Raw genomic sequence first — 14,350 nt, 5'->3', positions numbered from 1 at the left:
TATGGCAATCAATAAGAGAGATAACCGTCCAAGGCCAACGTTTTCTAAGATTACGATTGGTTTGGCATCTCCCGACAGCATCCTTGAGAAGAGCTTCGGTGAGGTTTTAAAGCCTGAGACTATTAACTATCGTACTTACAAACCTGAAAGAGATGGCTTGTTTTGCGAAAGAATTTTTGGTCCGGTGAAGGATTATGAATGTGCCTGCGGAAAGTACAAGCGTATCCGTTATAAGGGTATTGTTTGCGACCGTTGTGGCGTTGAGGTGACTGAAAAGAAAGTACGTCGTGAGAGAATGGGACACATCAAATTAGTGGTTCCTGTCGTTCACATTTGGTACTTTAAATCTTTACCTAACAAGATTGGTTATTTGTTAGGAATGAGCTCCAAGAAATTGGAGACCATTGTTTATTACGAACGTTTTGTAGTAATCCAATCTGGTATTCGTGCTGATAAGGGTCAAAACTTTGGTGACTTGCTTACCGAAGAGGAATACCTTGATATTTTGGATGCTTTACCGAAAGACAACCAATATCTTCCTGATGAGGATCCCAATAAGTTTGTAGCAAAAATGGGTGCGGAAGCAGTTCATGATTTATTGCAAAGAATTGATTTGGACCAATTATCATTTGACCTGAGAAATGCTGCGGCAAACGAAACATCACAACAACGTAAAGCTGATGCTTTGAAGCGTTTGAGTGTGGTGGAAAGTTTCCGTGATGCAAATACCCGTATTACTAACCGCCCTGAGTGGATGGTAATGCAATATATCCCGGTTATTCCTCCTGAACTTCGTCCGTTGGTTCCTTTGGATGGTGGTCGTTTTGCGTCTTCTGACTTGAATGATCTTTATCGTCGTGTGATTATTCGTAACAACCGTTTGAAGCGTTTGTTAGAGATCAAAGCACCAGAGGTAATTTTACGTAACGAAAAGAGGATGTTGCAGGAAGCGATTGACAGCTTGTTTGATAACTCAAGAAAATCAAACGCTGTTAAAGCTGAAGGTGGACGTGCTTTGAAGTCTCTTTCTGATGTATTGAAAGGTAAGCAAGGTCGTTTCCGTCAGAACTTGCTTGGTAAGCGTGTTGACTATTCTGGTCGTTCGGTTATCGTCGTAGGTCCGGAAATGAAAATGCATGAGTGCGGTCTTCCAAAAGATATGGCTGCCGAGCTTTTCAAGCCATTTATTATTCGTAAGCTGATTGAAAGAGGTATCGTAAAAACTGTAAAGTCTGCTAAGAAATTAGTTGATAAAAAAGAAGCAGTTATTTGGGATATTCTTGAGAACATATTGAAAGGCCATCCGATTATGCTAAACCGTGCCCCAACACTGCACCGTTTATCAATCCAGGCTTTCCAACCTAAATTGATTGAAGGAAAGGCTATCCAACTTCACCCGTTGGTTACCACTTCATTTAACGCTGACTTTGACGGTGACCAGATGGCGGTACACGTACCACTTAGCCATGCTGCTATCCTTGAAGCGCAATTATTGATGCTTTCTTCTCACAACATTTTGAACCCGCAGAATGGTACGCCTATCACCCTTCCTTCACAGGATATGGTCTTGGGTCTGTATTACATTACCAAGGGTAGAAGAAGTTCTGACGACGATAAAGTACAAGGTGAGGGTATGGCTTTCTACTCAATGGAGGAAGTAATCATCGCTTACAACGAGAAAAAAGTTGACTTGCATGCTCATATTAAAGTGAAGACTTTAGTAAGAACTAACAAAGGTGAATTATATCAAAAATTAATTGAGACAACAACAGGGCGCGTTTTATTTAACCAGTTTGTACCTAAAGAGGTTGGTTATGTAAATGCGTTATTAACTAAGAAAAGTCTTCGTGAAATCATTGGAGATATCATCAAAATTACCGACGTTCCTAAAACGGCTAAGTTCCTTGATGACATTAAGACCCTTGGTTTCCGTATGGCATTTAAAGGCGGTCTTTCTTTCAACATTAATGACCTGATTATCCCAGAAATCAAAAATCAACTGCTTGACAATGCGAAGACAGAAGTAGAAGAAGTATGGGATAACTATAACATGGGTCTGATTACCAATAACGAACGTTACAACGGTATTATTGACATTTGGAGCCGTGTGGATACAAGGATTACAGAGACATTGATTCGTGAAATGGCTAGTGATAAGAAAGGTTTCAACTCTGTGTACATGATGCTTGACTCAGGTGCTCGTGGTAGTAAGCAGCAGGTAAAGCAGCTTGCTGGTATCAGGGGGCTAATGGCTAAACCTCGTAAGAGTGGTAGCTCAGGAAACGAGATCATTGAAAATCCAATTCTTTCCAACTTTAAAGGTGGATTGAACGTATTGGATTACTTCATCTCTACACACGGTGCTCGTAAAGGTCTTGCCGATACAGCATTGAAAACAGCGGATGCTGGTTACTTGACTCGTCGTTTGGTTGACGTTGCGCAAGACGTTGTTATTACCCTTGAAGATTGTGGTACTTTACGTGGAACCGCTACAAGTGCGTTAAAAGATAACGAGGATGTAGTTGAACCATTGTTTGATAGAATATTAGGTCGTACCTCATTGCACACCGTTCTTAATCCTGTTACTGACGAATTGCTTGTAGAAGCTGGTCAGCAAATAGATGAGGACATTGCAAAAGCGATCGAAGAAGCTGGAATTGAAACAGTTGAAATTCGTTCTGTTTTAACTTGTGAGGCTAAGCGTGGTGTATGTGTTCGTTGCTATGGTAAAAACCTTGCAACTGGTTACACTGCTCAACGTGGTGATGCTGTTGGTATCATTGCTGCACAATCAATTGGTGAACCGGGAACTCAGTTGACCCTTCGTACATTCCACGTGGGTGGTGTGGCTGGATCTGCTTCTGTTGAAAGTACTTTGAACGCTAAGTTTGATGGTACAGTGCAGTTTGACGGTTTGAGAACTGTGGATACTGTAAACAACGAAGGTGATAAAGTAAAAGTGGTTATCGGTCGTACAGGTGAAGTGAGAATTATGGATGTTAAGAATGACCGTTTGCTAATTACCAGTAACGTTCCTTACGGAGCTACCTTATTGGTGAAAGATGGTCAGACTGTAACCAAAGGGCAGCCGATTTGTTCATGGGATCCGTTTAACAACGTCGTTGTTTCTGAAATCGCTGGTTCTATCAAATTTGAAAACATTATTGATAGCGTTACTTACCGTGAAGAAGCGGATGAGCAAACAGGTCACCGTGAGAAAGTGGTAATAGAAACAAAAGATAAGACTAAGATACCTGGGTTAATTGTACAAGGTGCGAAAGACACCAAAATGTATAACCTACCTGTAGGAAGTCATATTGTACTTGATGAAGGTGAAGAGGTGAAGCAAGGACAAGTACTTGTGAAAATTCCAAGGGTGTTAGGTAAGTTGAGGGATATTACGGGAGGTCTTCCAAGAGTAACCGAGTTATTCGAGGCAAGAAATCCAAGCAATCCAGCTGTGGTATCGGAAATTGATGGAGTTGTTAGTTTTGGTAATATTAAGCGTGGTAACCGTGAGATCATTGTTGAAGCGAGAGATGGTGTTGTTAAGAAGTATCTAGTACCTCTTACTCGTCAGATCCTTGCTCAGGATGGTGACTTCGTAAAAGCCGGAACACCGTTATCAGACGGTTCAACTGCTCCTGCAGACATCCTGGCTATTCGTGGACCTTATGCAGTTCAGGAGTATGTTGTTAATGAAATTCAGGAAGTGTATCGTTTGCAAGGTGTGCGTATCAACGACAAACACATTGAGGTTATCGTGCGCCAGATGATGAAGAAAGTTGAAATCCAGGATCCGGGAGATACAAGGTTCCTTGAAGGAGATACTGTAGATCGTATCGAATTCAATGAAGAAAACGATTACATCTTTGATAAGAAGGTTGTAGTTGACTCCGGAGAAAGTACTAAACTGAAGGCTGGACAAATTGTTAGCTTAAGAGAAGTAAGGGAGGAAAATTCCATTCTTAGAAGAAGTGACAGGAAGCTGATCGAATTCAGGGATGCTTCATCTGCAACATCTTCGCCATTGTTGCTGGGTATTACAAAAGCATCATTAGGTGTTCAAAGTTGGATCTCTGCTGCATCGTTCCAGGAAACTACGAAAGTCTTAAGTTCTGCAGCTATTATGGGTAAAACTGATGATATGCTTGGACTAAAAGAAAACGTAATCACAGGTCATCCGATACCAGCAGGTACAGGTTTGAGAGAGTTTGATAACATGATTGTCGGTAGCAAAGAAGAATATGAATTATTGGCTACAGCGCGTGAAGCAATGAATTTTGATGATGATGAATAGAGCGTGCTAATTATTAGTGTCTCATAAAAAAAGCAGGAAGCGAGCGCTTCCTGCTTTTTTTATGCTTAAGCTTCTTATGGTAAATTTTTGGCATAATCTTTTAACCTCATTTCCTTTTAAAACCTGTAAAATTTTATCTTCTAATTTTTAAACTACACATTATGAGTAATAGTAAAGATCACTCAGGAAGCAAGGGAAATGATGGAACTACAACCAAGAATAAGGGAGAAAGCCAACAGAGTCACCAAAAGGGAGCTAAGAGCGTTAGTAAACATGATACCGGAAAGCATACTAAAGATGAATCTGGTGGAGCCGCTCACAACACTACTAAAAAACAGGAAAACAGTATTTAAAGTGAAAGGCTGAATAACCCGTTTTATTCGGCCTTGCTTTTATTTTTGGTTCTTAGTACCGTATTTTTCCCCTGATACTTTAAACCTATTTTGCTCAACTTTTCTTTTTCCAGAAAATCCTTCTGCCTAAAATAATTTTTGCCATAAATCCATCAGTAGCTGGGGTGAGGCCAAAACCCGCGCCTACGTTGAACTCCCAATCCCTATTATTTAAAAGATCTAGTACAGTAAATATTGCGTGATTTTGTCCTTCTAATGTTTCAAAAGCATTCACTGCACCTAGCGATCCGTAATACTCAAGTCCTAAACCTATCTTCTTAGATACCGCATACATAGATTTTATGTTTGGCTCAAACACCGGAACGCCACTGTCATCTACACTCTTAATCGCAATTCCAAAAGTGGGATTGAAAGAAACGTAGAGTTTGTTCCATTGCTTATCTACTATTGGTCTTAGCTCAATATTCCATGTTTCTCCGGAGTATTCAGGTCGTTGATAACCGATCTCTGCCGAAAGGCTAACTCCCACTGGCCAATTCCATTTTGAAGGAGCCATTAGCCTCGGACGCAGATGTGTACCCACCACCTGGTAGCCATACTTTTCAGTATAATTTGTAAAAAGATATACGCCTAACTCAAAATTGTTCCCAATCCCGTGGGTGATTTCCACAGTCTCATGCAGCGAGTGATAAGTCGGCCTCACACCTTTAATAACCTCTTTTTCACCCTTGAAAGTATAGTTAGAATGAAGCTCGAAGATCGTACTATTCTTTTGTTGAGTCTGTGAACCGTAAACCTGTATCTCGTAATTTTCCTGACCTATCGCAATTAATCCAAAGCATACGAGAGTAAAAAAGCAATAGATTTTTTTCATAGCTAAACAATTAAAAAACCGGGTAATAAAACTTCATTACAGATCCTCAACCTTGCCTTCGCTAAGCAGCAACCTGCAATTCTGGGGTTGCTTGTTTTCCCGCTTTGTATCCGGAAGTAGCGAAATAAAGAATAAACAAATAAAAAGGAATAAGAACCCAATAAGCTACTTGCGGGTTACTCGAGTCGCTTACAGCGCCATAGATGACCGGTCCTAACGCTCCACCTACAACTCCCATAATTAGTAGCGCTGATCCTTTGCTGGTTGATCGGCCTAGTCCATTTAAAGATAAAGGCCAAATAGCAGGCCATAGAAGGGCATTGCCTAAGCCAAGTAATGAGATAAACCACACCGATGCCGGTCCTTTAACTATCACCGCCAAAATGGTGAAAACAACGCCAATGCCGGCCGATGCAATCAAGGCCTTTCTTTGACTGATTATCTTAGGAATAGTGAAAATGCCAATAATATAGCTGATGATCATAATAAGCAAAGTGTACGTAGCAAAGTACTTGGCTTCACGAAACGAAAGACCTGTATACTGGGCATAATTAATAATGGTGTCCACTGCCAACACTTCGACACTAACCGCACAGAAAATAGCAATGGCACCAAAAATCATGTGATGATGTTGAAAAAAGCTTTTCTCTTGAAGGCTCGCTTTAGCAGGCTGACCGGGCTCAGTGTTTTCATCGTGAATATCAGGTAGGCTGGTAAACTTTATTAATAACCCGAGGGCAACTAACACAACGGCCATAATTATGTATGGAGTAATAAGACGAGCCGAGAGGCCGTTCAATACCACATCTTGTTGCGAAGCAGACATGTTAACTAATTGCGCCTTTATCTCGTCGATCTCGTTTGGATTTTTTACAATGGCACCTACCAACAAGAGAGGGGCAATGGCGCCTGCCAGTTTGTTGCAAACGCCCATAATACTAATTCGAGACGCTGCACTTTCGATAGGACCAAGAATAGTGACATAAGGATTAGACGCAGTTTGCAACAGTGTTAAGCCTGTTGCTTCTATAAATAACCCAACGAGAAAAATTATATACTGTCGTGAGTTAGCCGCCGGAATAAAAACAAGTGCACCGGCTGCCATTACAAAAAGGCCGAGCATCATTCCGTTTTTATACCCTGTTTTCTTCAGAATAAAAGATGAAGGAAAAGCCATTACAAAATAGCTGATATAAAAAGCAAAGGCAACAAGCATCGACTCCCGAACAGTTAGTTCGCATGTTAGTTTAAAATACGGGATTAATATTGAGTTGACCCAGGTTACAAAACCGAACACAAAAAACAATGACCCGATAATGATCATTGGTCCATAGTTATTCTTCGAAGTGTTGTTGCTCATTGTTTTGGTTTATTTAAGGATAAAAGCTACGTTTTTAAGGTGGTTTTTTGATGTGGCAAAAGATACTAAAAAACTAAGACTAAAACGGTTGGCTGTTGCCGAATAACATTCAAGGAAACAAGGTTTTTTAATGCTTTTTACCAAAACGCTAAAACCTTTTGTAATTAAAACGACAACAGGTAAAGACTAAGAACAACTTCCTTAATACTTTACCTGCTGTTTAATAAAAGCTACAACTTTTAAAAAAATTTTAAAAAGCTACTACAGTACAACGGTGCGATGCAATAGACTTTGGTAGTAGTACTCCTGATGGCGATTAACTACCCTAATTGATGTCTTTTATATTTTATTTTGAACGGATGCCGACGATTTTTTTAAGTTCTCTCCCGGTAGTTTTCTTACCGGAGTTTTTGGAGACGCCGACTTCGGTACTACTTTCTTGCGTATTGGCGGGGCGAACTTAACCTTTTCCTCTACCGCCATCGCTGGTTTTGCAATGGCTTCTCTCCCTCCCTCGAAATTTATCCAGTCTACTGCAGCGATATTTTTATTAGGGGTTCCGGTTTTTATAAACACAAAATAAAGGTCATGTTTGCCTGGTAGCTGGTTCGTCACTGGTGCACTTAACTCAACCATCTTATTCCACGCACCCGTAGGTTGATAATTCAATTTACTTACGAGTTCACCTTTAAGGTTGTTAGCATGTACTTCAATCGATCCATCTTTATCGTACGATGCAAGCCTGTAAGTAATATTACTGATATCTTTTAAATCGATGTTTTTTAGTACAAAGTAAGAACCGCTATTAATGCCACTTAAATTTCTGTCTGTCTTTCTCAAATTGTAGGTAACGTCTGCACTTTCTGCCTGCACTTTTGATGGTCTTAACACTAACACATCCTTACCGGTAAGTGGAACGATCGCTCCTCCTTTATCGGTGTATGAAGCAGTTAAAATGTAGCGGCCTTCGTCTGTGCTGCCAGGATGTTCATTCAAAATGACTTCGCCTGTTTGAGCAAGCGGTTTTTCTTCTCTTAAATTGCTGATTGAAACAACGTATTTGACAATTTCAGTTGCATCTTCTTTCGAAAACTGTGGGTGGGCGCTCATAGCATGTTCGCCCCATACTCCACCACCACCTGTGATTACTTTATTCGCCAGGTAACCAATTGCATTTTTATCATTGATATACTTTTTGGATACTTCCATAAAAGATGGTCCGACAGATTTAGCGTTTACCTGGTGGCAAGCTTTACAATCGCTGTTGTTGATTAAGTTCTTACCGTAATTGTAGTTTTCATTGATTTCCTGGTGGCCTACTAACGTTTGCGTACCTGCAACTTTCGGGATGTATTTCATTGACACCTTTACGTTTCCTTTATCAATTGCCGGATCTTCCTTATCCTTAATGTCGACAACATAATTTAATCCCGTACTCTTTGGAAAGTAGAAACTGCTGTTGTCAGTTGTCTGTATAGCCACCAACGGTAGAGTATTTCCAACTTTTATTTCAACTGTATCGTTGCTGGCTAATCCCGCAGCATCAGTAACTTTTAAAACTGCTTTATAAATGCCATTGGTGGCAAATGTATAGGTAGGGTTTGGCTCAGTTGAAATGGGTTGCCCGTTCACTGTCCATTGATAAGACAGCCTGTCTTCCTCATCATAATCCATCGTATTTCTACTGCTAAAAGCTACTTTGAAAGGAGCCAAACCAATTGTATCTCTTGTAGTAACCTTGGCAACAGGTGCACGATTTCCTCCATTGTAATCTATTCTAACTAGCCGGGCATCCACGTTATCTATTCCATAAACAGAGCCATACTCCAACATATAAATAGAACCATCGGGACCGATCTCCATATCTACAGGGCGGCGAAAATCTCCATTACCAGGCATAAAAGCTTCCATGCGTTTGTAGTTGTAATTTTCATCCATCCGTACTGCAAACACCCAATTGCGCATCCAGTCGTATATGAAGAAAGCTTTGTCATAATAGACAGGAAGCTTTGTGGGAGAATTTAAATTAGGATTGAAATTATAAATAGGTCCGCCCATGGCACATCGGCCACCTACACCTAAAGCAGGAAATTCGGTTGACAATGCATAAGGGTACCAGATCAGGGGATTGGTAGGAGGGGGGAGTAATTTAGCTCCTGTATTATTTGGTGAATTATTGGTCGGACCATTTTTATCAAATAAAGGACCGATAGCTTTCGTAGCAAAATCAGAGTCGTTGTAGGCGATAGTGTTGCCCACAAAATATGGCCAGCCAAAATTGCCCGGCTTGCGTGCCTGGTTAAATTCATCGTAACCGCGGGGACCATGACGACTATCTTGTCCTGCATCCGGACCAACTTCGCCCCAGTACAAATAAGAAGTAGCCTGGTCAACAGATATTCTGTACGGGTTCCTGCAACCCATTACATAAATTTCAGGACGTGTACCCGGCGTACCTTTTGGAAACAGGTTGCCTTCGGGAACAGTGTAAGAACCATCTGGCTGAGGATGTATACGCAAAATTTTTCCACGCAAATCATTTGGATTGCCGGCAGAACGTTGAGCATCGAATGTGTGCCTGTCTTTTCTTTCATCAAGCGGAGCATAGCCGTCTGATTGAAAAGGAACCGTATTGTCACCAGTAGAAATAAAGAGGTTTTTGTCTTTATCCCATGCCAATGATCCTCCTGTGTGGGCGCTCACTTCCAGATCAATCGGTATTTTGATAATTACCTTTTCTGTGGTAGTATCAAGCGTTCCATCCTGAGAAATGACAAAGCGTGAAATGTTTTGGTGGTACTGTTCCCCGGTATTAGAAGTATTGAAGAAATAGATAAAATTGTTCTGTTTAAAGTCTGGATCGAGCGTGACGCCAATTAGGCCATTAAGGTATTTCTCAACTGCCTTTACCGGAAAGTCGCGAACAAGTTTTGTCTTTTTAGCAACCGGATCGTACATATAAAACTTTCCACTTCTTTCTGTAAAAAACACCCGTCCATCAGGAGCCACGGCAAGTTCCATAGGTTCATTTAAATCATCAGACAAAACGGTTTTTGTAAAGCGATTTTCTTCCGGTGCTTTCACTGCGTAAGATTTCGAATAATCCAACGCCTTGCTTGTGCCTATCGCATATTTGATACCTCCCGCCAGATGACTGAGATACAACGAATCGCTATAGCTTTCCTTGGTATGACCTGCCCCCGTATAAAAAGCCCTACCTCCGTCGAAATCGTGGTACCAAACGAAAGGATGAGTGTCACCCATCACTCCGCCTTCATAACTTGTTTCTTCCAAATTAGCCAACACTTTTAGGTCTGGCTGCACGTTGCGGTAATTATACCATTCATCAAAGCGGTCCCATTTTTCAGGAAGCATGGATGTAGATGAGTGCGTTTTATCAAGTATACTAATAGTTGCTTTTTGCTGTCTTGGATGACTTAAAAAATAAGCACCTACAAGTTTGTTGTACCATGGCCAATCATACTCAGTATCGGCTGCGGCATGAACGCCAACAAATCCTCCGCCTGCTTGTATGTACCGTTCAAACCTAACCTGCTGATCTGCATTTAAGACGTTACCTGTAGTACTTAAAAAAACAACCGTACTGTAATGTTTAAGACTGTCCTCAATAAAATAGCCGGGGTCAGAGGTTGTGTCAGCTACGAAGTTGTTTTGTTTTCCGAGCTGCACAATGGCGGCTGCGCCGGTCGGAATGGACTCATGGAAATAACCTTTTGTTCTTGTAAATACCAGGACGCGGGGTTTAGCTTCGGTAGCTGCAGAATTTGTCTTTGAAGTTTTACAGGCATAAAATACACTGAACGAACAAAGGGCCGCGGCTAGCGCAAACAGTAGCTTTTTTTGGGATAACATGGGTTGTATACTTTCTATTATGATAATAAAATTGGCTTAAGCCGTTTGCAGCTTTACATCATTTTTAAATGAATAATGGAAAACAGCAAATTTTGAAATAAATACAGGCGAGGCACCTACTCAAGGAAGTTGATTTTTTTGTTTCAAACAGCTGTTCGCTATTAAACATGGTTGCGTCGCACTCTTGTACTATTTGAAAAAATATCAACTAAATGATGAAACCTCTGTCAAGTGCAGCCGGCTTAAATTTTCTTCTTCAGATTTTCAAGGTAACCTAGCAAGTTCACTAATTCTTGTTTCGACATGCTTTCATGCAAGCCTTCGGGCATCATTGAATCTTTTAATTCTCTCATTGATTTTACATCTCTTGTCTTGATATGTTGCTTAGCACCGCCCGGTAATTTTAAGTCTATGTCTGTTTCAGTTTTGCTCGAAATTATTCCCGTAAGTGTTGATCCGTCTTTTAGCTTTATTTCCCACCCTTCATAGCCAAAACTGATTCCTTTAGAAGGATGAACGATCGCTTCAAGCAAACCTTCTCTTGGGTACTTTGCACCTATTTCAGTCAGTTTTGGCCCAAAGTCAAATCCTTCGCTACCGACCTGGTGACAAACAGAACAAGTGTTTGTAAAGATGCCTTTACCTCCTGCAACGTTCGCCTTTAAAGAACCCAAATCTTCAATTGTCGGAACCTTCTTTTCTGTCTTAGTCTCTGCATTAGCGAGGTATGACGCCGCCTCGGTTCTTACAGCTTTTCTCCAAGCTCCCTGCACGCTCGATACTGCACCGGGGATTAGTTGCTCTGGTATTTTTTTGTTTCGAAGTAAGGTTAGTACAAGGTCTTCGCCGCCTCCACTTCTTCCAATTCTTCTTGCCGCTTGTTCACGAAGCTGCATTGGGTATTTTGGAGAGACTACAATGCTTTGCAGCATATCCAATGACTCTTTACTGCCTACCCGGCTTAGTGATGTTAAGAATGCGGTTGACCTCGTTGTATCCTTACCCGTGATAGCTTGCCATGCCAGTGGACTTCCTCCAGCCTTCAATAATAATCCGGCAGCATCTCTGCCCATTGGCTGACGGTAATTAGAAATTGCGAGTTCAAGCAATGTTTTATTTTGATCAGTCAACTCATACTTTCTTACGAGTTCAATATATTCCGGAGTTCCAGCTAAAGATTTTAAAAGTTGCGTCAGAGCATTTTTCGCAAGTGGAGAATTCTTAACAGAGGTTACATCAAGATGACGCAGCGCAAGTTTGTTTAGGGTAAGGTCGTTTGTGGTGTTATTTTTAATCATAGCAAGAAGCAACTTCGACTTCAACGGCCCTTTGTTGAAATCAAATGCCCTGAAATAACGCAGCCTGTTATTCACGGGTACATCCTGCTGAGAAGCCAACTTAGCGATGTATGGGATTGCTGCATCTGTTCGTGCCCGCCAAACGATATCCTGGGTTGCTGCATTTTGAATAGGATCTTTCACTTTTGCCACATAGGCAGGGAAGAACTGATCCCACTGCTTGTCCGCACCAACTCCCACAGCTTCGAGATACCACCTGTCTCCGTCGTGCTGACTTGCAAGGGTAGCCCATAGTTCAGCTGCTTCCGGCGATTTGTTATGGTGGAGTGCAATAAGACATTCCCGTCTTACGTGAACATCAGGATCATTAACCAACTGTCGTACAACGCCTGCAACATCAGCGTTCAATTCTCTTGCAGCCCTTAGGCCAACAATTCTTAATTCAGGGATATCTGATTTTAAGGCTTGCTGAATATATTGTTGTGCGTTTGCACCAGGTCTTTTTACCAGGGCCCAAAATGCCCGGGCCTTCATTTTAGGATTAGCACCTGCACTCCATAATTTTTCTAGTTCAGGCACCGCCTTTTCGCCCATTGATTGTAAAGCTGTCCATGCTTTATAACGGGTAGACAAATTTGGATTTTGAAGCGCATGAATTGCTCCCGCAGGAGTAGAATAATCTTCTTTGTTGATTGTATAATTAGAATTGGGAGGAGCAATACGATATATTCTTCCCTTGGTTTGATCGCCTGCCTGGTGACCTCCAACTCCCGGGTCGTACCAGTCAGCAATTATGAGAGAACCATCAGGCGCAACAGAAATGTCGGCCGGGCGGAACCAACGATCTTTATCTCCTTTTAGAATGTTCACCATTTCTGCTGAGTAACCTGCTCCCTTCTTCTTGACAGGGTAGGAGCGTACTACATTTGGTCCGGCATCAGTATGGATCATTTGGTTCTGAAATTGCTCGGGTAACAAAGAGCCTTCATAAAGCACCATACCCGTCGGCGAGCCAGCGTAAGTTTGTAAGAGGTTTGGTACAACACCGGGATCGTTAAGGTGCCAGTGTCGATAGGGAATTGAGTCTTCTATGTTGGTCCGATTTTCCTGCCATCCTGCACCGGTCATTTCATCTTTGTAGCCATAATTGCCATACTCCATTACATAGTTAATACGAACGCCTCGGTTGCCATCATCGTCGTTATCACTTTGCCATAAAGTGCCATAACTGTCTACTGCTACCTCATATGGATTTCTGAAATTTTGCCCGAGTACTTCTACATGTGATCCATCGGGATCACATCTGAGTACCATCCCTTCTTTATAGTTTTTCGCGCTGATCTCAACACCGTCCTGGTCAAGAACAATTTTACCATCTTTATCTTTTAAAGTTCTTCCCTCGTTACCAAGGTTGAAGTATAATTTTCCATCCGGTCCGAAAGTAAATGTGTGGGCGCCATGATCGTGTTGTTCTCCACCGATGCCTTGAAACAGCACTTCTTTTCTATCAGCTTTGTCGTCCCCATTATCGTCGTAAAAAGCCCAGATGTACGGACTTTGAGAAATCAAAACCCTGTTCCCTAATACACATACTCCCAAGGGCGCATTTATTTCAGGCCCCTGGTAAAATACTTTTGCTGTATCAGCCTTGCCATCTCCATTGTTATCCTCCAGTATCATTATCCTGTCGCCCTTTGGATTGGTCGGGTTGCCATTAATATCGGGGCGATAGTTATAGGCCTCTGTTACCCATACTCTTCCACGATCATCGACATCGATATTCGTCGGGTTTTTTAGCATTGGTTCCGTAGCCATCGTATGTACTTCAAGCCCATTGAAAGCAACAAGTCCTTGCAATGCATTTTCCGCATCATGCTTCTCCTGTTCTGTCAACTCGCGGGGTTTAGTTTCTACGGGGGCTGCGGGTTTTGTTTCGACAACCTTAACCTCTTCAGTCTTTGTTTCGGTCTGAGCCGTTGTCTTTGCGGAGTTCTTTGAGTTTGTACAACCGGCCCCATTTAGAATGCTGGCGAATAAGAAAGCTTTCAATAAATAAGAGGCATTAACTTGAAAACCGGGAAGATTTTTTTTCATCATTTCAAATGGCTTTATGAAGTCGTAGATATAACAATTATACTTGAAGATGGTGAGATAGACAAATACTTTTAACTGTCGTTAACTGTCATAAAGGTATTTACTATCGCGATAGTAATTATAGTTCTAATGAAAGGTTTTTATTATACCAGTTTTTGTTTAAGTCTTTAAAAGCACAAGTCAACACACCAGAAAAGC

6 protein-coding genes are annotated in these 14,350 nt (G+C 41.5%); 2 read left to right on the top strand and 4 right to left on the bottom strand.

From position 1 onward, the window contains the following. The first annotated feature begins 1 nt into the window (after position 1). Complete coding sequence (gene rpoC / locus SAE01_RS14090) at positions 2–4,300, top strand: DNA-directed RNA polymerase subunit beta' (RefSeq protein WP_147204422.1); 4,299 nt, start codon at positions 2–4, stop codon at positions 4,298–4,300. 161 nt (positions 4,301–4,461) lie between these two features. Further along, the gene (locus SAE01_RS14085; protein WP_147204421.1) at positions 4,462–4,653 is read left to right on the top strand and encodes a hypothetical protein; all 192 of its coding nucleotides are present in this window, start codon (positions 4,462–4,464) and stop codon (positions 4,651–4,653) included. A 94-nt stretch (positions 4,654–4,747) separates the two neighbouring features. Here SAE01_RS14085 and SAE01_RS14080 read toward each other — a convergent pair whose 3' ends face one another. From SAE01_RS14080 to SAE01_RS14065, 4 genes are all read right to left on the bottom strand, one after another. After that, complete coding sequence (locus tag SAE01_RS14080; protein ID WP_147204420.1) at positions 4,748–5,527, bottom strand: hypothetical protein; 780 nt, start codon at positions 5,525–5,527, stop codon at positions 4,748–4,750. 61 nt (positions 5,528–5,588) lie between these two features. After that, the gene (locus tag SAE01_RS14075) at positions 5,589–6,887 is read right to left on the bottom strand and encodes a sugar MFS transporter (protein WP_147204419.1); all 1,299 of its coding nucleotides are present in this window, start codon (positions 6,885–6,887) and stop codon (positions 5,589–5,591) included. Between the two features lie 339 nt (positions 6,888–7,226). After that, complete coding sequence (locus SAE01_RS14070; RefSeq protein ID WP_147204418.1) at positions 7,227–10,760, bottom strand: ThuA domain-containing protein; 3,534 nt, start codon at positions 10,758–10,760, stop codon at positions 7,227–7,229. Positions 10,761–11,002: 242 nt separating this feature from the next. After that, entirely contained in the window at positions 11,003–14,155 is a 3,153-nt protein-coding gene (locus tag SAE01_RS14065) for a PVC-type heme-binding CxxCH protein (protein WP_218029160.1), read from the bottom strand. Positions 14,156–14,350 lie beyond the last annotated feature (195 nt).

The sequence above is a fragment of the Segetibacter aerophilus genome (assembly GCF_007991655.1).
GTDB classification, from domain to species: Bacteria; Bacteroidota; Bacteroidia; order Chitinophagales; family Chitinophagaceae; genus Segetibacter; species Segetibacter aerophilus.
Note: the sequence above shows the minus strand (reverse complement) of the source record. Positions and strands in the feature narration are given on the sequence as shown.

Excerpts from the sequence above, each read along its gene's own strand:
- rpoC (WP_147204422.1), top strand. The coding sequence starts at position 2 with ATGGCAATCAATAAGAGAGATAACCGTCCAAGGCCAACGTTTTCTAAG.
- SAE01_RS14085 (WP_147204421.1), top strand. The coding sequence starts at position 4,462 with ATGAGTAATAGTAAAGATCACTCAGGAAGCAAGGGAAATGATGGAACT.
- SAE01_RS14080 (WP_147204420.1), bottom strand. The coding sequence starts at position 5,527 with ATGAAAAAAATCTATTGCTTTTTTACTCTCGTATGCTTTGGATTAATT.
- SAE01_RS14075 (WP_147204419.1), bottom strand. The coding sequence starts at position 6,887 with ATGAGCAACAACACTTCGAAGAATAACTATGGACCAATGATCATTATC.
- SAE01_RS14070 (WP_147204418.1), bottom strand. The coding sequence starts at position 10,760 with ATGTTATCCCAAAAAAAGCTACTGTTTGCGCTAGCCGCGGCCCTTTGT.
- SAE01_RS14065 (WP_218029160.1), bottom strand. The coding sequence starts at position 14,155 with ATGATGAAAAAAAATCTTCCCGGTTTTCAAGTTAATGCCTCTTATTTA.